Here is a 20,460-nt window from a genome sequence, read left to right as displayed (position 1 = left end):
CGCCAGCGCCCCGCCGCCGGCCGCGCAGGCCGCGCCGGCGCCGCAGCTGGTCGGCAACCTTCCCGACTTCACCCGCCTGGTCGAGCAGGTCGGTCCCGGCGTGGTCAATGTCGAGACCACCATCAGCCGCCGCGCCGCGGCCGCACGCTCCGGCGGCGGCATGCCCGACGACGACCAGATGCCCGAGTTCTTCCGCCGCTTCTTCGGCCCGGACGGCATGCCGGGTATGCCCGGGCAGCCGCGCGGCGGCGCGCCGGATGACGATGGCCCCGCCGGCCGCTCGATGGGCTCGGGCTTCATCATTTCGCCCGACGGCTACGTGCTGACCAACCACCACGTGGTCGACGGCGCCAGCGAGGTCAAGGTCAAGCTCACCGACCGCCGCGAGTTCACCGCCAAGGTGGTCGGCAGCGACCAGCAGTACGACGTGGCGTTGCTGAAGATCGACGGCAAGAACCTGCCGACGGTGCGCATCGGCGACTCCAACCTGCTCAAGCCCGGCCAGTGGGTGGTGGCGATCGGTTCGCCGTTCGGCCTGGACCACTCGGTCACCGCCGGCATCGTCAGCGCCACCGGCCGCAGCAACCCCTACGCCGACCAGCGCTACGTGCCGTTCATCCAGACCGACGTGGCGATCAACCAGGGCAACTCCGGCGGCCCGCTGCTCAACACCCGCGGTGAGGTGGTCGGCATCAACTCGCAGATCTTCTCCGCATCCGGCGGCTACATGGGCATCAGCTTCGCGATCCCGATCGACCTGGCGATGAGCGCGGTCGAGCAGATCAAGAAGACCGGCAAGGTCAGTCGCGGAATGCTGGGCGTGACCATGCAACCGAACATCAGTGACGTCGAGGCTAAGGGGCTGGGGCTGCCGGACACGCGCGGTGCTCTGGTCAATGGTGTCCAGCCGGGCACTGGTGCGGCCAAGGCCGGTATCGAACCCGGCGACTTCATCGTTGCCTTCAATGGTCAGAGGATCAACACGCGCGAGGATTTGCCTCCGTTGGTGGGCATGTTGCCGCCTGGAAGCAAGGCGCGCGTTACGATCGTTCGCGATGGCAAGGAGCGGGACGTCATGGTGACCTTGAGCGAGCTGATTGCCGACGATGGAATGTTGGGTCAGCAACTGCCTGGTCGCGCCGGGGCGGCGCCTGCGCCACAGGCGGCTGAGGGCACCGCGCTGGGCATCAGCGTCCAGGAGATCCCTGCGCAAATGCGCCAGAAGCTTGGATTGGAGCCCGACCAAGGCGTGCAAGTGGCGCAGGTCAGCAGTGCGCTTGCGAGAAAGTCGCAATTGCGACCTGGCATGATCGTGCTGCAGGTCGGGCGGGTTCCGGTTTCCAGTCCGGCTCAATTCCACAAGCTCACGTCCGACGCTAAGAAGGGCGACGTGGTGATGTTGTTGGTGCGTGCGCCAGGTAGTCCGGCGAGTCAGTTCGTGGCCATCAGCGTGGAATGATCTCGCTGTCGTAATGCATTGCCTCTTTGGATGAAGAAAAACGCAGGGCTGGCACTCCAGCCCTGCGTTGGTTCTGGTGAGGCACGGTTCGTGATTGCGGCATCGACGCTATTGATCGCTGCGTGAGTCGATGCTTCTAGTCGAGTGTGCGCCTCGCCAAGGTCATGTCGCAGGTGTTTCTCATCAAGCGCATGTGCAGTCCACACGGCAGTACTTAACCCCATTCTCGACCCAGCAACAATAGTGGTCGCACCAATCCATCAATTTGTTGGGGGACGCAATGTACTTCTGAGATTTTCCGCTGTCGTTCTTTACCGGGCAAATTTTGAAGCTTTGCTTGGGCATGCCGCTGTTGCTGAAAGCCGAAGTCGGCCGGTGAGCGTCGTCGCCATTGTCCGATGGCGCTGCTGCCGCTGTGGCCAATACGCACCAAAGCGCTGCGATGCAAGCGATCGTGACGTTCTTGAAGAAAGTTGACCTTTTCATTTCATGTTCCTTTCGAAGAGGAAAGTGTCGACTGCCCAGTGCGATACCGGGCTGCGGTTTGCTACTTGAATTTTTCTGAAAAGTCAAGGTGTTAGCCTGTTTCGGCTATCCTGCCCGCCAATGCAGATGAGCGGTACTTGCGCGATGTGGTACATGGCGACATAGTTGATGTCTTTGCCGCTGGTTTTGTTGGCCGCCCACCTCATGTCCTCTGATTCGATGCGGAACATCCGCAACTTCTCCATCATCGCCCACGTCGACCACGGCAAATCGACCCTGGCCGATCGCATCATCCAGCTCTGCGGCGGCCTGCAGGCGCGCGAGATGGAAGCGCAGGTGCTCGACTCCAACCCGATCGAGCGCGAACGCGGCATCACCATCAAGGCCCAGTCCGTGTCGCTGCCGTACACCGCGCAGGACGGGCAGGTCTACCACCTGAACTTCATCGACACCCCCGGCCACGTCGACTTCTCCTACGAGGTCAGCCGCTCGCTGGCCGCCTGCGAGGGCGCGCTGCTGGTGGTGGACGCGGCGCAGGGCGTGGAAGCGCAGTCGGTGGCCAACTGCTACACCGCGGTGGAGCAGGGCCTGGAAGTGGTGCCGGTGCTGAACAAGATCGACCTGCCCACCGCCGACATCGACCGCGCCAAGGCCGAGATCGAGGCGGTGATCGGCATCGACGCCACCGACGCGGTCGCGGTCAGCGCCAAGACCGGGCTGAACGTGCGCGACGTGCTGGAGGCGATCGTGCACCGCATCCCGCCGCCGGTGCCGCGCGACACCGACAAGCTGCAGGCGCTGATCATCGATTCCTGGTTCGACAACTACCTGGGCGTGGTCTCGCTGGTGCGGGTGATGCAGGGCGAGATCAAGGCTGGCGACAAGCTGCTGGTGATGTCTACCGGCCGCACCCACCAGGTCGACAACGTCGGCGTGTTCACGCCCAAGCGCAAGGTGCTGCCGGCGCTGCGCGCGGGCGAGGTGGGTTGGGTCACCGCCAGCATCAAGGACGTGCACGGCGCGCCGGTCGGCGACACCCTGACCCTGGCCGGCGATCCGGCGAGCAAGCCGCTGCCGGGCTTCCAGGAAATGCAGCCGCGCGTGTTCGCCGGCCTGTTCCCGGTCGATGCCGAGGACTACACCAACCTGCGCGAGGCGCTGGACAAGCTGCGCCTGAACGACGCGGCGCTGCGTTTCGAGCCGGAAAGCTCCGAGGCGATGGGCTTCGGCTTCCGCTGCGGCTTCCTCGGCATGCTGCACATGGAGATCGTGCAGGAGCGCCTGGAGCGCGAGTACAACCTGGACCTGATCAGCACCGCGCCGACCGTGGTCTACGAGGTGCTGAAGACCGACGGCAGCATCATCAGCATGGACAACCCGGCCAAGCTGCCGCCGGTGAACATGGTCGAGGAGATTCGCGAGCCGATCATCCGCGCCAACATCCTCACCCCCGAGGAATACATCGGCAACATCATCAAGCTGTGCGAGGAAAAGCGCGGCAGCCAGATCGGCATCAACTACCTGGGCAGCCAGGTGCAGATCAGCTACGAACTGCCGATGGCCGAGGTGGTGCTGGACTTCTTCGACAAGCTCAAGTCGGTCAGCCGCGGCTACGCCTCGCTGGATTACCACTTCGTGCGCTTCGACGCCGGCCCGTTCGTGCGCGTGGACGTGCTGATCAACGGCGACAAGGTCGATGCGCTGTCGCTGATCGCGCACCGCAGCCACGCCGACCGCCGCGGCCGCGAACTGTGCGAGAAGATGAAGGACCTGATCCCGCGGCAGATGTTCGACGTGGCGATCCAGGCCGCGATCGGCTCGCAGATCATCGCCCGCACCACGGTCAAGGCGATGCGCAAGAACGTGCTGGCCAAGTGCTATGGTGGCGACGTCTCGCGCAAGAAGAAGCTGTTGGAAAAGCAGAAGGAAGGCAAGAAGCGCATGAAGCAGGTCGGCCGCGTGGAAATCCCGCAGGAAGCCTTCCTGGCTGTGCTGCAGATGGACAAGTAGCTGGGAGTCGTGAATAGGGAATGGGGAATGGAAAGAGCGCCTGCTCTTGCCTTCCCGATTCCCCGTTCTCCATTCCCGATTCCCATTCCGAAGGAATAAGAATGAAATGGTTTGAAATCGCGCTGGTGGTCCTGACCTTCGCCACCGGCATCATCACCCTGCTGGACAAGCTGTTCTTCGCCAAGCGCCGCGCCGCGCGGGCCGGGTTGCTCGACAGCGAGCCGGTGATCGTCGACTACTCGCGGGCGTTCTTCCCGGTCCTGGCGGTGGTGCTGATCCTGCGCAGCTTCATCGCCGAGCCGTACAAGATTCCGTCCAGCTCGATGATGCCGAACCTGCTGGTCGGCGATTTCATCCTGGTCAACAAGTTCTCCTATGGCTTCCGCCTGCCGATCACCAACCAGAAGATCATTCCGGTCGGCGAGCCCAAGCGCGGCGACGTGGTGGTGTTCAAGCCGCCGCACAAGCCGGACGAGAACTGGATCAAGCGCGTGATCGGCCTGCCGGGCGATCGCATCGGCTTCCACGGCGACACCCTGTACATCAACGGCACGCCGATGAAGTACAAGGTCATGGGCGAGTACGTCGGCAAGGGCAAGGGCGCGGAAATGACCGGTGCCACGCTGCTCACCGAGTATCTGCCGGGCCGCACCCACACCGAGCTGGAATGGATCGACCGCAACAATCCCGCCGGCCAGGGCGACTGGGTGGTGCCGCCGGGCAAGTACTTCGTGATGGGCGATAATCGCGACAACAGCGAGGACAGCCGGTTCTGGACCCAGACCCATTTCCTGCCCGAGGAGAACCTGCGCGGCAAGGCGTTCCTGATCTGGCTCAATTGCGAAGGCTGGTTTTGCAGCGGCAGTTTCGATCCGTCGCGGATCGGGACGACCATTCAGTGACTTGCGTGAGGGGAAGCGCGATGAAGCACAAGCAAAGTGGCATGACCTTGACCTCGTTCGTGATCGTGCTGGCGGTGGTCGGATTCTTCGTCTACATCGGCATGAAGCTGTTCCCGATGTACATGGAGTTCTATGCGGTGCGCTCGGCGATGAAGGGCCTGGCGACCGAAGCCGGCAGCGCCGAGATGGACCCGTCGCAGGCCAAGGCCTCGTTGTTCCGGCGCCTGGACATCAACAACTCGGACAACGTGAAGCCGGGCGACGTCACCTTCGAGCGCACCGACACCGGCGTGAAGATGCACGTGGCCTACGAAGTGCGCCGCCCGCTGATCGCCAATCTGGACGTGGTCGGCAAGTTCGACGCCACCCAGGACCTGACGACGCGTGGTGGCCAGTAAGACCATCCTGCGCGGTGACCGCATCGGTCACCGCTTTGCCGAGCCGCAGTTGCTGGCACAGGCGCTGACCCATCGCAGTGCCGGCGCACCGCACAACGAACGCCTGGAATTCCTCGGCGATGGCATCGTCAACCTGCTGATCGCCGAGGCGCTGTACCAGCGCTGGCCCAAGGCCGACGAAGGCGCGCTGACCCGCGCCCGCGCCGAACTGGTGCGCGAGGCTTCGCTGGCCGCGATCGGCCGGCAACTGGAACTGGGCGAACGCCTGACCCTGGGGCCGGGCGAGATGAAGTCCGGCGGCCATCGCCGCGACTCGATCCTGGCCGATGCGGTGGAGGCCGTGGTCGCGGCGATCTACCTGGACGCCGGCTTCGAGACCTGCCGCGCCACCATCCTGCCCTGGTTCGAGGCCGCGCTGGCGGCGCTGCCGGTGGGCAAGGTGGAGAAGGACGCCAAGACCCGCCTGCAGGAATGGCTGCAGGCCCGGCAGCGGACCTTGCCGGCCTACGAACTGATCAGCGAGACCGGCGACGACCACGCCAAGCTATTCCGGGTACGCTGCGTACTCGCCGAGCCCGCCCTGGTGACCGAGGGCGAGGGCACTTCGCGGCGCCTGGCCGAGCAGCAGGCCGCCGCCGCCGCCATCGAGCAACTGGATTCGAGCAAGTGAACGAACAAGCCACTCCCCCTTACCGCAGCGGCAGCGTGGCCGTGATCGGCCGCCCCAACGTGGGCAAGTCCACCCTGACCAACGCCCTGGTGGGCGCCAAGGTCAGCATCGTCTCCAATCGGCCGCAGACCACCCGGCACCGGCTGCTGGGCATCGCCAGCTTCCCGGCCGGCCAGTTGCTGCTGGTCGATACCCCCGGCCTGCACCGCGAGCAGAAGCGCGCCATGAACCGGGTGATGAACCGCGCCGCGCGCGGCTCGCTGGAGGGCGTGGACGCGGGCCTGCTGGTGATCGAGGCCGGGCGTTGGGACGAGGAGGACACGCTGGCGTTCAACGTGCTCAGCGACGCCGGCATCCCGGTGGTGCTGGTGGTCAACAAGGTCGACCGGCTCAAGGACAAGACCGCGCTGCTGCCGTTCCTGCAGCAGGTCAGCGAAGGCCGCAGCTTCGCCGCGGTGCATCCGATCTCCGCACTCAAGCGCAAGGGCCTGGAGGCGCTGGTGCGCGACCTGCTGGCGCTGGTGCCGGAAGCGCCGCCGATGTTCGGCGAGGACGAGATCACCGACCGCAGCCAACGCTTCCTGGCCGGCGAACTGGTGCGCGAGCAGTTGATGCGCCAGCTCGGCGAGGAACTGCCGTACGCGACCACCGTGGAGATCGAGCGCTTCGCCGAGGACGGCGCGCTGCTGCGCATCGGCGCGGTGATCTGGGTCGAGCGCGAAGGCCAGAAGGCGATCGTGATCGGCAAGGGCGGTACCCGCCTGAAAGACATCGGCGCCAAGGCCCGCCAGCAGATGGAACGCCTGTTCGGCGCCAAGGTGTTCCTGGAGACCTGGGTCCGCGTGCGCGAGGGCTGGTCCGACGACGAGGCGGCGCTGAAGGCGTTCGGGTACGGGGAATAAGCCGGGAATGGTGAATCGGGAATCGGGAATCGGGAATCGGATTTCCGCGCCTCCCGGACAATCATGGCGTGCGTAGGGGCGGCGTCAGCCACGTGCGCTCCCCCGGTAACGCCCGTCGCGGCTGACGCCGCTTCTACACGACGCTGGCTCCTTCCGTTCGTTGGACGATGATGCGGCCAGGGGCGGCATGCTGTTCCATTCCCTATTCTCCACTCCCCATTCCCAGCCTCTGCAGCCTTGATCGAGCACGAACCCGGTTTCGTCCTGCACGCCCGGCCCTGGCGCGAGACCAGCCTGCTGGTGGAGGTGCTGAGCGTGCATCACGGCCGGCTCGGCGTGCTGGCGCGCGGCGTGCACGGGCCGAAGAAGCAGGCCTTGCGCGCGGCACTGCAGCCGCTGCAGTCGATCCGCTTCAGCGCGCAGCGCCGCGGCGAACTGGCGCAACTGCGCGAGGCCGAGGCGATGGATGCGGCGCCGCGGCTGAGCGGCGAGGCGATGCTGGCTGGCTTCTACATCAACGAACTGACCCTGCGTCTGGCGCCGCGCGACGATCCGGCGCCGGACCTGTATCTGGCGTACGCGCGGGTGCGCGCGCGGCTGGCCGCCGAAGCGCCGCTGGCCTGGTCGCTGCGCTGCTTCGAGCGCGACCTGCTGGAGGCGCTGGGCGTGGGATTCGACCTGCGCCACGACGGCGACGGCGACCCGATCGACCCGGCCGCGCGCTACGTGCTCGACGCCGAGCACGGGCCACGCCGGCTGCTGAGCGACCGCGGCCACGATCAGCGCAGCGGCATGGCGACCGGGCGCGCCCTGCTGGCGCTGGCCGACGATACCGAACCGGCTGCCGACGATCTGCCCGGCCTGCGCCGCGGCATGCGTGTGGTGCTGCTGCACCACCTCGGCGGGCGCGGCCTGAAATCCTGGGAAATGGTCGAGGACCTGGCGCGGCAGCGCAGCGCCAGCGCCGCGGGCATCGCGCCGGCGGTCGCCGATCCCGAACCGCCGCAGGACGATCCGCCGGGATCGGATGCACCCGGCGTCGCCGCAATGCCGGCGTCGGCAGCGCCCGCGGCGACATCGGAGCCGGACGCCGAGCCGGATGCGCAGCGCGATCCGATGTCGACATCCACACCGGAAGCGTCGCCGCGGTCGCCGCCTTCCGCGGCGTCGTGAGTGCGGCGGATCGACGGCGCGAGCGCTGCCGCCACGCGGACACCCGAGTGAGCTGCGTTCGTCACACGCCCAACCGGATGCGGCTTGCTTCGTAGAAGCGGTTCTTGTCCGTTCTTGCCGGCTCAGCGGCGACGGGCTTTGCCGGTAACGCCTTCGCGGCTCAAGCCGCGCCTGCGGTCGCTTCCGTCACGACCACAGACCTCCACGCCGCCGCGCAGCGCCGCTGCCCGTCGCCGCCGTCGCCACGCGGGGCCACGGCAGCGGCAGGCGCACTCAGCGCCAATCGATCCGCAGGCTCAGCGCCGCATTGCGTGCCTCGCCCAGCGTGTGCTGGTTCCAGTAGGTGCGATCGAACAGGTTGTTGATGTTGCCTGTCAGCAACGCGTCGTAGCCGCCCAGCGTGGTGGCGTACTGGAAGCCGGCCGCGGCGACGGTATGCCCGGGGATGAGCACGCGATTCTGATCCTCGTAGTAGGCATCGCCGGAGTAGCGCACGTTGCCGTGCAGGCTCAGGCCGCGCACGCCCGGCACGCGCCAGGTGGCATTGGCCAGCAGCTGCCGGCGCGCGGCGCCGGCCGGGCGGTTGCCGCGCAGGGCCGCGTTGTCCGGCGACAGATCCTCCAGCCGCGGGTCCATCCACAGTCCGCCGACGCCCACTTCCAGATCCTCGGTCACGCCGACGCTGCCGATCACTTCCAGCCCGCGATACAGGGTCAGGCCGTCCTGGGTCAGGTAGCGCAGGCCGTCGCGGTAGGCGTCGATCTGCGCGCCGCGCTCGATGCGGAACGCGGCGGTGGTCAGCGCGAAGCGCCCGCTCTGCAGCTTGGCGCCCAGTTCATACTGCTTGCTCACCGTCGGCGCCAGCACGCTGCCGGCGTTGGCATAGGCGGGCAGCGCATCGGTGCCGACGCGGCTGCCGGGCTCCAGCGCCTCCACGTAGCTGGCGTAGAGCGACACGTCGTCGATGGGCTTGTAGATCAGCGCCACGGTCGGGGTCGTCACCGAAGTGCGGTAGCCGCTGTCCACCGACGCGTCGCCATCCAGATCGCGTTGCTGGTAATCCACGTGGCGCGCGCCGAGGATGGCGCGCCAGTGGTCGCCGAACTGCAGGGTGTCGCTGACGAACACCGCCTTCTGGCGCAGGTCCGCGCTGACCGGCGCCAGGCTGTAGTCCGGTCGGCGGGTGGGGCGGAAGGACTGCGGGCGATACAGGTTGCCGTCGAAGTCGTTGCTCCAGTAGAACGCCTTGCTCCACTGGTCCCAACTGCGCTGCACCGAGGCACCGAACACCAACGCGTGCGTCACCGGGCCGGTATCGACGCGGCCGTTGACCAGCAGCTGCACCACGCTGTTGCGCAGCACCGCACCGAAGTCGTAGGCGAAACCGGCGTAGTCGCCCGCTTCGTTCAGCAGATTGGCGAACATCTTGTGCGACGTGTGCCGGCGGCGGCTGCCGCCCAGGCTCAGCGCCGCACTCCAGCGCTCGTCGATGCGCCAGTTCAGGCCGGTGGTCGCGTGCAGCAGGGCGGTCTCGTAGTAGGCCCCATCGACGCGGATCTTGTCGTAGTCGCTGGTGGGGCGGGGCAGGCGGGTGCCCTGGTAGGCGTCCCAATAGAAGTACAGCGGCTCGTGCTCGAGCGTGTTGCGCTCGTGCACCAGTTCGGCATGCCAGGTCAGGCCCTCGACGATCGGTTGCTCGACCGCAAGAGCGATCGTCTTGCGGTCGATGCCCGCGCCGTTGTACGCGTCGCCGCGTTCGATGCCGGCGTTGAGCCGGTAGCCGAAGGAGTCGGCGCCGTCGGCACGGCCGCCCGCATCCACCTGCGCCGAGAACACGCTGTCGTTGCGGTAGCCAACCGTGGTGGCCAGCAGTGGCGTGTCGGTAGGGCGCTTGGTCTGGTAGCTGACGATGCCGCCCGGTGCGCCGAAGCCGTACATGAAGCCGCCCAGGCCCTTCAGCGCCTGCACCGATTGCACCGCTTCCAGCGGGAACTCGCCGCCCCATTCCATCAGCATGGGCACGCCGTCCACGTAGAAATTGCGCACGCCGATGCCGCGGATCTGCGTACCCCACCAGTTGGTGGTGGCCGGCGGCTCGGCCGCGAACACCGATGGATCGTTGATGAAGATCTGCCCCAGCGTGGTGGCCTGGCGCCGCGCGATCTCGGGTTCTTCGATCAGGCTCACCGAGAACGGCGTATCCAGCAGGCGCGACGTGCCCAGCGCGCCGACCGCCGCATCCTGCTGCAGGTCCAGGCTGAGCCGCTGGCCTTTGACCATGACCGTGTCCAGTTGCGTGGCCTCGGCCGATGACCCGGCATCGCGGGTGCCGTCACTGGCGGTGTCCTGGGCGCTGGCCGAGGTGGACGCGGCGGCCACGAGGGCGGCCAGCAGCGCGCGGGCGAGCACGCCCATGGCCGGCGCTGGCCGGTGGAATGACGTCTGAAACATGAGAAGGCCCCTGTTGCGTGTAGTGAACGGACGGGGCGATGGCTGGTCCGCAGATGTCGTCGGGGCGTTAATTTATTCGAGAACGAATCTTATTTGCAAGTTTCGCTGTGTGGCGAGCGCCATGCGGACGCCGTCGTTGTCGTCATCGTCGCGAGACCGAATCGTGACCGCACGGGGAAGGGCGGCGACCGGCCGGGATCGCCAGGGCAACGCTCGAGAAGCGCGGGTTGCGGCAGATGGCGCCCCACGCCGACGCGTGGGAAGTGACTGGGAGCCATCCCCAATCTCCAATCCCGGCCTTCAGTGCAACAACGCCGCCACCGCCTCGCTGAACTGGTGGCGGGCCTGCGAAGAGGCCGGGTCGCCATGCAACTGGCGCACGGCCCGCGCCAGGCGGGCGGCGCCGACGAAGCCGCAGCTGGCCTGCAGCCGGTGCAGGTGGCTGCGCACGGCCTGGTCGTCGCTGAGTTGCAGGGCCGAGGCCACCGCATCGCGGGTGCCGGGCAGCTCGGCCAGGAACAGTTCGCGCAATGCGATCAGGTGCGCGCGCTCGCCGTTGAGCGCGGCCAGCGCGGTGGTCTCGTCCCAGTCCAGGGTCGGTTCGGCGGTCCCGGCGGTGCCGCCCAGGCGGCCGCGCGCGAGCAGCCGGCGCACCGATTGCAGCAGCCGTTCGGTGCTGAGCGGTTTCAGCAGCACGTCGGCGAACCCGGCGTCGAGCAACTGCGCGCGGACCGTAGCGCTGGTGTCGGCGGTATGCGCCAGCCCCAGGGTGCCGGGGCGTTGCCGCTGCAACTGGTACAGCAAATCGCTGCCGCTGCCGTCGGGCAGGTTGGCGTCGATCAGCCACAGGTCGTGCGCCTGCGTCTGCGCGCGGGCGAGGGCGCTGGCGACGGAGTCGGCCAGGTCCACCTGGGCCGGCAGCGCCTGCAGCGTCGCGTCGAAGAAAGCGCGGCTGATCGGGTCGTCTTCGACGAGCAGCAGTCGCGTTACCGGGTCCTGGTTCGATGCCATGCTGATGCCTCCATGCGGCGTGGTCGCATCCCGCGCGGTGGCGCGCGTGCGTGCGCCACTTTGCCTCGCCGGCGCGGCAATCGCAAGCCGGTCCCGGCCCGGCCCATCTGCGACAATAGCCGCCCTTTTCCGCCCGCAGCCTGTTGCCACGTGGCCCGATCCAGAAACCGTCTCGACCGCACGCCCTTCCAGACCGACATCGCCGACCTCAGCCACGACGGCCGCGGCGTGGCCCGCCGCGAGGGCGACAAGGTCGCCTTCGTCGCTGGCGCGCTGCCCGGCGAGACCGTCCTGGCCGAACCCACCGCGCGCAACCGCCACTTCGACGAGGCGCGCACCGTGCAGGTGCTGCAGGCCTCGCCGCAGCGGGTGACGCCGCGCTGCCCGCATTTCGGCGTCTGCGCCGGCTGCGTGCTGCAGCACCTGGCCGAGGACCAGCAGATCGTCGCCAAACAGCGGGTGCTGACCGAGAACCTGGAGCGCATCGGCCACGTGACCCCGCAGGCGGTGCTGCCGGCGCTGACCGGCGCGCCCTGGGGCTATCGGCGCAAGGGCCGCTTCTCGGTTAGGCGGGTGGAAAAGAAGGACAAGACCCTGGTCGGGTTCCGCGAGCAGGATCCGCGTTTCGTCGCCGACCTGTCGGTCTGCCACACGGTGATCCCGCAGATCGGCTTCAAGGTGACCGCGCTGGCCGAACTGGTCGAAAGCCTGGACGGCAAGCGCGACATCCCGCAGATCGAGTTCATCGCCGGCGACGCCGCGGTGGCGCTGACCTTCCGCCACATGCAGCCGCTGAGCGCGCGCGACCAGGATGCGCTGATCGCCTTCGCCCAGGAGCACGACTTCGCCATCTTCCTGCAGCCCGGTGGCGTGGACAGCGTGCACCCGCTGTATCCGCAAGCCGTGCCGCTGTCGTTCCGGCTGCCGCAGTGGGACGTGGAACTGGCGTTCCGGCCGCTGGACTTCATCCAGGTCAATGCCGCGCTCAACGAGAAGATGATCGCGCACGCGCTGGCGCTGCTCGATGCACAGCCCGACGACCGCGTGCTGGACCTGTTCTGCGGCCTGGGCAACTTCCCCCTGCCGCTGGCGCGCACCGTGCGCGAGGTGGTAGGCGTGGAAGGCGACGCCGGGCTGGTGGCGCGCGCGCGGGACAACGCGCAGCGCAACGGCCTGGACAACGCCCAATTCTTCGCCGCCGACCTGACCCAGGACCAACGCCAGGCGCCGTGGATGCGCCAGGGCTTCGACAAGTTGCTGCTGGACCCGCCGCGTTCCGGCGCGCTGGAGGTGCTGCAGCAACTGCCGCTGAAACAGTTCCAGCGCATCGTCTACGTCAGCTGCCATCCCGGCTCGCTGGCGCGCGACGCCGGCTACCTGGTCAACGAACAGGGCTTCGTGCTCAAGGCCGCCGGCGCGATGGACATGTTCCCGCACACCGCGCATGTGGAGAGCATTGCGGTGTTCGAAAAGCCGGGAATGGGGAATCGGGATTAGGGATTCGTCACAGCGGCTGCGCGCGCGGTTTAAGCTTTTTCCATTCTCCATTCCCCATTCCCGATTCCCATGGCCATCGAAATCGAACGCAAATTCCTCGTCATCGGCGACGGCTGGCGCGCGGCGGCGCATGCGGTGATGCCGATGGCGCAGGGCTATCTCAACGACCAGGCGGCGCTGGCCAGCGGGGCGCAGAAGGCGTCGGTGCGGGTGCGGGTGCAGGGCGAGGCGGCGTTCCTCAACCTCAAGTCGCGCGAGCTCGGGCATACCCGCCAGGAGTTCGAGTACCCGATCCCGCTGGCCGATGCGCGCGCGCTGCTGGCGCTGTGCGTGGGCGGGCTGATCGACAAGCGCCGGCATCTCGTGCAGTACCAGGGCCATCTCTGGGAAGTGGACGAGTTCCTCGGCGACAACGCCGGGCTGGTGGTCGCCGAGATCGAGCTGGACAGCGCCGACGAGGCGTTCGCCACGCCGGAATGGCTCGGCGCCGAAGTCACCGACGATCCGCGGTACTACAACGTGGCGCTGGCGACGTGTCCATTCTGCGAATGGACGGGATTGGGGATTCGGGATTCGGGATTGGCAAAAGCGTAAGCCAAACGCCGCACGCGGCCCGCTTTTGCGAATCCCCACTCCCCAATCCCGAATCCCCGCTTCTCGTGGCAATCGGGCTTATGCTTTTGCCAATCCCGAATCCCCAATCCCGAATCCCCGCTCATGCGCATCGATATCTGGTCCGACGTGGTCTGTCCCTGGTGCTGGATCGGCAAGCGCCGGTTGCAGCAAGGTCTTGCGTCGCTCGGCGCGGATGCGCCAGCGCTGGAGATCCACTGGCATCCGTATCAGCTGGATCCGGACGCCGGCACCGAGCCGGTGCCGTTGCGCGAGGCCTATGCGGCCAAGTTCGGCGGTGCGGCGCGCACCGAGCAGATCCTGGCGCAGACCCAGGCCACCGCGCGCGCCGAAGGCCTGCCGTTCGACTTCGGCCGCGGCCAGGTGCGGGTGACCACGCTGCCCGCGCACCGCTTGCTGTGGCTGGCCGCGCGCGAGGGCGACGTCGACGCGGTCGCCGAGGCGCTGTTCCATGCGCACTTCGCCGAGGGCCGCAACCTGGCCGAGGTGCAGACGCTGTGCGATGCCGGCGCCGCCGGTGGGTTGTCGGCGGCGCGGGTGCAGGCGCTGCTGGCCGGCGACGAGGGACTGGACGAGATCGAGGCGGAACTGCAGCAGGCGCAGGCCATGGGCATCCGCGCGGTGCCCACCTACGTCATCGATGGCCGTCAGGCGCTGCAGGGCGCGCAGCCGCCGGAGGTGTTCGCCGCCACCGTGCGCGGTTTGCTGGCCGACGCCCAGGCGGGCCGCGATTGCGGTCCGGACGGCTGCGCGGTCTAGGACGTCGCGCGCTGTACGTTGGGCTTCCCGCGCCGCGTGCGGCGCGCCAGACAGCGTCGCAGGAGGCGAGGGGCTTCCCGCGGTGATGCGCAGGCGTCCTGCTGATGCCCATGCCGGTTCGCCGTGGACGTGTCCCGCATCCCGCGCGCGCCAGCCACGGCAGCCAGGCAACGGGCCGCAAGGCCGCCTTGCGCGCGCCTCAACTCGGACGCGTTCATTACCGAGACGTGTCAGCTGGCAGCGGCGCGACCTGCCGCCGACGCCGGCATCTGCGACAATGCCGACCCACAGGCGCCTGAACCGCGCCGGCAGGAGGAATCCCCCGCATGCTCGCGATCGGCGTTGCCGGTACCGAACTCACCGCGCAGGAGCGCGACTGGCTGCAGCACGATGCGGTGGCCGGCGTGGTCCTGTTCAAACGCAATTTCGCCTCGCGCGCGCAGGTGACCGAGTTGAGCGCGGCGATCCGCGCCGCCACGCCGCGGCCGCTGCTGCTCTGCGTGGACCAGGAAGGCGGGCGCGTGCAGCGCTTCCGTGAGGGCTACAGCGCATTGCCGCCGCTGCAGGATTTCGGCGCGCTGTACGCGCGCGATCCGGCCGCTGCGCTGGAGATGGCCGAGCAGCACGCCTGGCTGATGGCCAGCGAGATTCGCGCCAGCGGCATCGACCTCAGCTTCGCCCCGGTGCTGGACCTGGCCCGCGGCAACCGTGCCATCGGCGACCGCGCCTTCAGCGACGATCCGCAGGTGGTCGCGGCCTTCGCCACGGCCTATGTGCGCGGCATGCACAGCGTCGGCATGGGCGCGACCCTCAAGCATTTCCCCGGCCATGGCACCGTGCTCGAGGACACCCACGTCGACAACGCCGAGGACCCGCGGCCGCTGGAGACTCTGCGCCAGGAAGACCTGGTGCCGTTCGCCGCCGGCATCGCCGCCGGCGCCGATGCGGTGATGATGGCGCACGTGGTCTACCCGCAGGTGGCGCCGGAACCGGCCGGCTACTCGCCGCGCTGGATCCAGCAGATCCTGCGCCAGGAGCTGGGCTTCCGCGGCGTGGTGTTCTCCGACGACATCGGCATGGCCGCGTCGTTCGCCGCCGGCGGCGTCGCCGCGCGGGTCACCGCGCACCTGGACGCCGGCTGCGACGTGGTCCTGGTCTGCCACCCGGAACTGGTCGAAGACTCGCTGCAGGCCGTGCGCGATCGCCCGCTCAACACCGCCGCGCTGCTCGGCCTGATCGGCCGCGGCGGCCTTGGCTGGGACGGCCTGCTGGCCGACGCCCGCTACGGTCACACCCAATCCCATCTGCTCTCCACCTTCGGAAAAACCGCCTGATGTCCACTCTCACCATCGCCCAGGCCCTGGCCCAGGCCGACCTGCTGGTCGATCGCACCCGCATCGACCAGGCCATCGCCCAGATGGCCGACGCCATCGCCGCCGACTACCGCGGCGAAACCCCGGTCTACCTGACCATCATGCACGGCGCGCTGCCGTTCGCCGGCCAACTGGCGCTGGAACTGGGCAGCCGCGGCCAGGACCTGCAGCTGGACTACCTGCACGCCACCCGCTACCGCGGCGAGACCGTCGGCGGCGAACTGGTGTGGAAGCACCGTCCGGCCACCGCGCTGTACGGCCGCCGCGTGCTGTTGCTCGACGACATCCTCGACGAAGGCCTGACCCTGAAGGCAGTGCGCGAGTGGTGCCTGGAGCAGGGCGCCACCGATGTGCGCATCGCCGCGCTGACGGTCAAGCGCCACGACCGCTGCGTGCCGGGGGTGAGCGCCGACTACATCGGCGTCGAGGTGCCGGACCGCTACGTGTTCGGCTTCGGCATGGACGTCAACGAAGCCCTGCGCAACCTGCCGGCGATCTACGCGATGAAGGAGTAAGCGGGGCAGGCGAGCCAGCCTCGCCTCCGTCGCTGAAGTTTCCCGCTGCCGGCGCGCGTCGCCGGCGCAGGCGTTCCCTTTCGTTCGAGGATCCGCATGGACAACATCGCACTGGCCGTCATCGGCGGCACCGGCGTCTACAAGCTCGCACAGCTGGACGATGTGCAGACCCACGAGGTCGAGACGCGCTACGGCGCGCCTTCCGGCCCGGTGCGGGTCGGCACGCTGCTCGGCCACCGCGTCGCCTTCCTGGCCCGCCACGGCGAAGGCCATTCGCTGCCGCCGCACAAGATCAACTACCGCGCCAACCTTGCTGCGCTGCAGCAGATCGGCGCCACGCGCGTGCTCGCGTTGAACACGGTGGGCGGCATCACCGAGCGCTTCGGCCCGCGCGTGCTGGCATGCCCGGACCAGTTGATCGACTACACCTGGGGGCGCATCTCCACCCTGTGCGAAGAGCCGGGCAGCGAGGTGTTGCACGTGGATTTCGGTCATCCGTATTCGCCGCTGCTGCGCAGCAAGGTCCTCGCCGCCGCGCGCGTCACCGGCACCGCGCTTGTGGACGGTGGCTGCTACGCCGCCACGCAGGGGCCGCGCCTGGAAACCATTGCCGAGATCGCGCGGCTGCGCCGCGACGGTTGCGACCTGGTCGGCATGACCGGCATGCCCGAAGCCGGGTTGGCGCGCGAGCTGGGCCTGGACTACGCCTGCCTGGCGATCGTGGCGAACTGGGCGGCCGGCTGCGGCGACGCCGAGGAAATCACCCTGGCCGAGGTGCTGGCCAATGTCGAGGCGGCCTCGGTCGGGCTGCCGGAGCTGGTGGGGGAACTGGCGCGCGGGTGATTGTCTTCGTTGCGCAAGCTTTGCATACTCCGCCGGTGCGGCTGCCGCACAACCACCACCCATTCACTGCAAAAGGTCTCGCATCACCATGCCGAACGGTACCGTCAAGTGGTTCAACGACGCCAAGGGATTTGGTTTTATTTCTCCGGAAGACGGTAGCGCCGATGTGTTCGCGCACTTCTCCGCGATCAACTCCAAGGGCTTCCGCAGCCTGCAGGAAGGACAGCGTGTCAGCTACGACGTGACCCAGGGTCCGAAGGGCGCGCAAGCCTCGAATATCACGCCGGTCGAGTAAGCGCGCGCGTTGACTCGGTTGTGCCTTGAACCCCGCTTCGGCGGGGTTTTTTATGGGAGACGCCGTGGTGTCGGCGTCGGCAGGCGGTGCGGGCAATGACGCAAGGATTGCAGATCGGGATCGTGGGGTATGGCACCGCAGGCCAGGCACTGGCGCTGCTGCTGGCGCGCGACGGGCACCGCGTGCAGGTGTTCGAACGCGCCGCCGAGCCCGGGCCGGTCGGCGCCGGTTTCCTGCTGCAGCCGACCGGCCTGCAGGTGCTGTGGCGGATCGGCCTGCTCGAGCAGGCCCTGGCCTACGGCGCGCCGGTGCACCGCCTGTACGGCGAGACCCCGTGCGGGCGCGCGGTGATGGACATGCGCTACCACGACCTGGAGGCGCGCCTGTTCGGGCTGGGCATGCAGCGCGGCGCCTTGTTCGCGCTGCTGGCGCAGGCCTGGGACGGCTACGCCACGCTGCAGCGCGATACGCGCATCGTCGCCATCGACGACACGCTGCGCCGGGTGCAGGACCAGCACGGCCGCTGGCACGGGCCGTTCGACCTGGTGATCGCCTGCGACGGCTCGGCCTCGGCGCTGCGCGCGCAGGTGCAGGCGACGCGGCTGGACCGGATGTATCCGTGGGGCGCACTGTGGTGCCTGCTGCCGCGCGGCGACTGGGCCTTCCCCGACGAACTGCGCCAGCGCTACGTGGCCGCGCGCAAGATGATCGGCCTGCTGCCGGTGGGCACCCGCCCAGGCGATGCCGAGCCGCGGGTGAGTTTCTTCTGGAGCCTGCCGACCGCCGAGTTCGATGCCTGGCAGGCGCGCGGTGTGCAGCCGTGGCTGGAGGAGATCGCGCAGCTGTGGCCGCAGGCGCGCGAACGCCTGGCGCAGATCGACGCACCGGCGCAACTGGCGCGGGCCAGCTACCGCGATGCGGTGCAGCGGCACTGGTACCGCGGCCGCCTGGTGCTGGCCGGCGATGCCGCACATGCCATGAGTCCGCAGTTGGGGCAGGGTGTCAACATGGCGCTGATGGACGCCTGGGCGCTGAGCGAGAGCCTGCGCACCGCGCCGGACATCGACGCGGCATTGGCGCGCTACCAGGCGCAGCGCCAGGCGCACGTGGCGGTGTACCAGTTCTGGAGCCGCTGGCTGACCCCGCTGTTCCAGTCCGAGCGCGACGTGGTGGCGCGGCTGCGCGATGTGGGCATGCTGCCGGCCGGGCGCATGCCGGGGGGCCGCGGACACATGCTGCGCGTGCTCAGCGGCACCCAGCACGGCTGGTTCGGCAAGCTGCCGCTGGCGCCAGAGTTTCTCGAAGCGTTGCAGGACGCGGTGGCGCGGCGCGTGGCGCTGCCGTAGGCGGCGAGATCGCGGACGCAGGTGGACGCGCGCCTGGGTGATTCGTCGCGGCGACGGCGCGTGCAGAGCGCAACGCGGCGAGCGCGGCCCGACGGCGATGTTCTGTGTTTGCACTTGCAACATTGTCGTGCCGCGATTCGCCAATCTTGTGTAGGAGGGGCTTCAGCCCCGACACCCTTCAGTTGGTCGCGTCGGGACTGCAGTCCCTCCCACTAAGGCAGTGCACTTGTTGCTTTGATCGCGGTCATGGGCTGCCCGGCGTTACGCCGACGCTTCCTCCGGCACGGCGCCAAGCACTCGCGCAATGCATTGCGACTGCACTGTGGGAGGGTCTTCAGCCCCGACGCCTTTGAGTCGGACGCATCGGGACTGAAGTCCCTCCCACAGCACGGCATCGCACTGACCACTTCGGTTGCAGTCACGACCAGCCGCCACCCCGCCCGATCTACGCCGTCGCCACTGGAAGGGCGAAGGCCGCGCCTTCGACGCAGGCGACCAGGCGCTCGCCCGGCGCCAGCAACGGGGCGACGCCGGCGGTGAAGTGCGAGAACGCCGGCAGCACGGCCATGCCGTCGCGCAGCCAGAACGCCGGCCAGCGCGGGCGAAGGCCCGGCAGTTTGGCCAGCGGGTGCAGGTGCCCGCACAGCACGTGGCGCTGCGCATCCGTCACCGGATCGTGGCGCAACACGAACGGGCCGTCTTCCACCTGCGTGCCAAGCGGCGCGATGTCCAGCCCGGCGCCGGCCAGGGCGCGGTCGTGGTTGCCGGTGATCGCCGCCACGCGCAGTTGCGGATGCTGCGTGCGCCAGGCATGCCACTGGCGTTGCCAGTCGGCATCGGCTGCGGCGCCGTGCAGCACGTCGCCGAGGATCCACAGTTCCGCCGCGTCCTGCGCCTGCAGCAGGGCCGACAGCCGCGCCAGGTCGAGCGCGGTGCCGCCGCGCGGCAGGCCGATGCCGGCGCGGCGGAAGACGTCGGCCTTGCCCAGGTGCAGGTCGGCGATCAGCAGCCGTCGCCGCGCCGGCCAGTACAGCGCGCGGTCGCCGAGCAGGCGCATCGGTTCGCCGGCCAGCAGCCAATCCAGTTCAGCGCGCATGGCGCTGCTCCAGTTGCGCCGCCGCGCGCATCACCCGCGCTTTCCAGTCCTCGGTGCTGAGCTGGCCGCGGATGCTCTCGGCCCACAGCGGGAACGCCAGCGGAGTGAGGCTGCGCGGGCTGTGCAGTGCCAGCTCGCGCGCGGCGCAATCGTCCAGGGTGGCGGCGAGCCGGGTCAGTTCCATCTCGCCCTGCAACACCTCGCGCTCGGCCTGCGCCAGCAGCAGGTGCTCGGGATCGAAGCGGCTCAGCACGTCGTACAGCAGGCCGCTGGAGGCCTGCAGCTGGCGCAGGCTGCGCGGCAGGCGGCCGGGCAGGCTGGGCGGCAACAGGCCGGCGACGCGGGCGATCTCGCGGAACTGGCGGCGCGCCAGTTCGCCCAGGTTGAGGCTCTCGCGCAGATCCTCGAACAACTGCGCCGGACTCAGCAATTCGCGCAGCAGTGCCGCGTCGATCGGCGCGTCCTCCGCCGGCGACAGCACAAAGCCATAGTCGTTGGCGGCGAAGCTGAAGGTATTGCGCTGCCGCCGGCCCCAGCGCAGCGCCAGCAGCGCGGCCAGGCCTTCGTGCACCTGGCGGCCGGCGAACGGATACACGAACAGGTGCTGGCCGTCGCGGGCGCGCACGCGCTCGGCCAGCAGC

At 68.6% G+C, this 20,460-nt stretch carries 17 protein-coding genes and 2 pseudogenes; 15 read left to right on the top strand and 4 right to left on the bottom strand.

The window, feature by feature from the left end:
* The 7 genes and pseudogenes from D180_RS02935 to recO all read left to right on the top strand — a co-directional run.
* The coding region (locus tag D180_RS02935) for a DegQ family serine endoprotease (protein WP_017911614.1) at window positions 1-1,459 on the top strand (1,459 nt) is incomplete at its 5' end.
* A 705-nt stretch (window positions 1,460-2,164) separates the two neighbouring features.
* On the top strand, window positions 2,165-3,955 hold the full coding sequence (gene lepA / locus D180_RS02930; RefSeq protein WP_017911613.1) for a translation elongation factor 4: 1,791 nt from the start codon (window positions 2,165-2,167) through the stop codon (window positions 3,953-3,955).
* 101 nt (window positions 3,956-4,056) lie between these two features.
* Window positions 4,057-4,857 (top strand): signal peptidase I, encoded by an 801-nt coding sequence (lepB, locus tag D180_RS02925; protein ID WP_010340595.1) that lies wholly within the window; start codon window positions 4,057-4,059, stop codon window positions 4,855-4,857.
* 20 nt (window positions 4,858-4,877) lie between these two features.
* Complete coding sequence (locus tag D180_RS02920; protein ID WP_010340596.1) at window positions 4,878-5,255, top strand: DUF4845 domain-containing protein; 378 nt, start codon at window positions 4,878-4,880, stop codon at window positions 5,253-5,255.
* Window positions 5,245-5,925: a ribonuclease III gene (gene rnc / locus D180_RS02915; protein ID WP_026143959.1), complete on the top strand. Its 681-nt coding sequence runs from the start codon at window positions 5,245-5,247 to the stop codon at window positions 5,923-5,925. The genes D180_RS02920 and rnc overlap by 11 nt, the downstream gene beginning before the upstream one ends.
* Window positions 5,922-6,827, top strand: coding sequence for a GTPase Era (gene era, locus D180_RS02910; protein ID WP_010340598.1), 906 nt, complete (start codon window positions 5,922-5,924; stop codon window positions 6,825-6,827). The genes rnc and era overlap by 4 nt, the downstream gene beginning before the upstream one ends.
* Window positions 6,828-7,064: 237 nt before the next feature.
* Window positions 7,065-7,781 (top strand): annotated as a pseudogene (recO, locus tag D180_RS02905) (DNA repair protein RecO); the annotation flags it as partial.
* 492 nt (window positions 7,782-8,273) lie between these two features.
* Here recO and D180_RS02900 read toward each other — a convergent pair.
* Together D180_RS02900 and D180_RS02895 are read right to left on the bottom strand one after the other, a co-directional pair.
* Window positions 8,274-10,451, bottom strand: a complete 2,178-nt coding sequence (locus tag D180_RS02900) for a TonB-dependent siderophore receptor (protein WP_232760285.1) — start codon at window positions 10,449-10,451, stop codon at window positions 8,274-8,276.
* 300 nt (window positions 10,452-10,751) lie between these two features.
* Window positions 10,752-11,468, bottom strand: a complete 717-nt coding sequence (locus D180_RS02895; RefSeq protein WP_198526506.1) for a response regulator — start codon at window positions 11,466-11,468, stop codon at window positions 10,752-10,754.
* A 144-nt stretch (window positions 11,469-11,612) separates the two neighbouring features.
* On the opposite strand from D180_RS02895, the gene rlmD reads away from it, so the two are divergent.
* The 8 genes from rlmD (at window position 11,613) to D180_RS02855 (ending at window position 18,723) form a co-directional block, all read left to right on the top strand.
* Window positions 11,613-12,959, top strand: coding sequence for a 23S rRNA (uracil(1939)-C(5))-methyltransferase RlmD (gene rlmD, locus D180_RS02890; protein WP_017911609.1), 1,347 nt, complete (start codon window positions 11,613-11,615; stop codon window positions 12,957-12,959).
* Window positions 12,960-13,028: 69 nt separating this feature from the next.
* A complete protein-coding gene (locus D180_RS02885) occupies window positions 13,029-13,553 on the top strand; it encodes a CYTH domain-containing protein (RefSeq protein ID WP_017911608.1) in 525 nt (174 codons plus the stop codon).
* Between the two features lie 123 nt (window positions 13,554-13,676).
* A complete protein-coding gene (locus tag D180_RS02880) occupies window positions 13,677-14,351 on the top strand; it encodes a DsbA family oxidoreductase (RefSeq protein WP_017911607.1) in 675 nt (224 codons plus the stop codon).
* Window positions 14,352-14,677: 326 nt separating this feature from the next.
* On the top strand, window positions 14,678-15,685 hold the full coding sequence (gene nagZ, locus D180_RS02875; protein ID WP_017911606.1) for a beta-N-acetylhexosaminidase: 1,008 nt from the start codon (window positions 14,678-14,680) through the stop codon (window positions 15,683-15,685).
* Window positions 15,685-16,239: a hypoxanthine-guanine phosphoribosyltransferase gene (locus D180_RS02870; RefSeq protein WP_017911605.1), complete on the top strand. Its 555-nt coding sequence runs from the start codon at window positions 15,685-15,687 to the stop codon at window positions 16,237-16,239. Before nagZ ends, D180_RS02870 begins: the two co-directional genes overlap by 1 nt.
* 90 nt (window positions 16,240-16,329) lie before the next feature.
* Window positions 16,330-17,082: an S-methyl-5'-thioinosine phosphorylase gene (locus D180_RS02865; protein ID WP_087963543.1), complete on the top strand. Its 753-nt coding sequence runs from the start codon at window positions 16,330-16,332 to the stop codon at window positions 17,080-17,082.
* Window positions 17,083-17,170: 88 nt separating this feature from the next.
* Window positions 17,171-17,377 carry a cold-shock protein gene (locus D180_RS02860; RefSeq protein ID WP_003488188.1) on the top strand — a complete coding sequence of 69 codons (207 nt, stop codon included), beginning with the start codon at window positions 17,171-17,173 and terminating at the stop codon, window positions 17,375-17,377.
* A 95-nt stretch (window positions 17,378-17,472) separates the two neighbouring features.
* The gene (locus D180_RS02855) at window positions 17,473-18,723 is read left to right on the top strand and encodes an NAD(P)/FAD-dependent oxidoreductase (protein WP_043090379.1); all 1,251 of its coding nucleotides are present in this window, start codon (window positions 17,473-17,475) and stop codon (window positions 18,721-18,723) included.
* 445 nt (window positions 18,724-19,168) lie between these two features.
* On the opposite strand, the gene pdeM is transcribed toward D180_RS02855, so the two are convergent.
* Complete coding sequence (pdeM, locus tag D180_RS02850; RefSeq protein ID WP_017911602.1) at window positions 19,169-19,819, bottom strand: ligase-associated DNA damage response endonuclease PdeM; 651 nt, start codon at window positions 19,817-19,819, stop codon at window positions 19,169-19,171.
* Window positions 19,809-20,460 (bottom strand): annotated as a pseudogene (locus D180_RS02845) (DNA ligase-associated DEXH box helicase); the annotation flags it as partial. The pseudogene D180_RS02845 and the gene pdeM, both read right to left, overlap by 11 nt.

The organism is Xanthomonas sp. SHU 166, assembly GCF_000364685.1.
Lineage (GTDB): Bacteria > Pseudomonadota > Gammaproteobacteria > Xanthomonadales > Xanthomonadaceae > Xanthomonas_A > Xanthomonas_A sontii.
The sequence above is the reverse complement of the archived record's forward strand: the minus strand, read 5'-3'. Positions and strand labels throughout refer to the sequence as shown.

Excerpts from the sequence above, each read along its gene's own strand:
- lepA (WP_017911613.1), top strand. The coding sequence starts at position 2,165 with ATGCGGAACATCCGCAACTTCTCCATCATCGCCCACGTCGACCACGGC.
- lepB (WP_010340595.1), top strand. The coding sequence starts at position 4,057 with ATGAAATGGTTTGAAATCGCGCTGGTGGTCCTGACCTTCGCCACCGGC.
- D180_RS02920 (WP_010340596.1), top strand. The coding sequence starts at position 4,878 with ATGAAGCACAAGCAAAGTGGCATGACCTTGACCTCGTTCGTGATCGTG.
- D180_RS02900 (WP_232760285.1), bottom strand. The coding sequence starts at position 10,451 with ATGTTTCAGACGTCATTCCACCGGCCAGCGCCGGCCATGGGCGTGCTC.
- D180_RS02885 (WP_017911608.1), top strand. The coding sequence starts at position 13,029 with ATGGCCATCGAAATCGAACGCAAATTCCTCGTCATCGGCGACGGCTGG.
- D180_RS02880 (WP_017911607.1), top strand. The coding sequence starts at position 13,677 with ATGCGCATCGATATCTGGTCCGACGTGGTCTGTCCCTGGTGCTGGATC.
- nagZ (WP_017911606.1), top strand. The coding sequence starts at position 14,678 with ATGCTCGCGATCGGCGTTGCCGGTACCGAACTCACCGCGCAGGAGCGC.
- D180_RS02870 (WP_017911605.1), top strand. The coding sequence starts at position 15,685 with ATGTCCACTCTCACCATCGCCCAGGCCCTGGCCCAGGCCGACCTGCTG.
- D180_RS02860 (WP_003488188.1), top strand. The coding sequence starts at position 17,171 with ATGCCGAACGGTACCGTCAAGTGGTTCAACGACGCCAAGGGATTTGGT.
- D180_RS02855 (WP_043090379.1), top strand. The coding sequence starts at position 17,473 with ATGACGCAAGGATTGCAGATCGGGATCGTGGGGTATGGCACCGCAGGC.
- pdeM (WP_017911602.1), bottom strand. The coding sequence starts at position 19,819 with ATGCGCGCTGAACTGGATTGGCTGCTGGCCGGCGAACCGATGCGCCTG.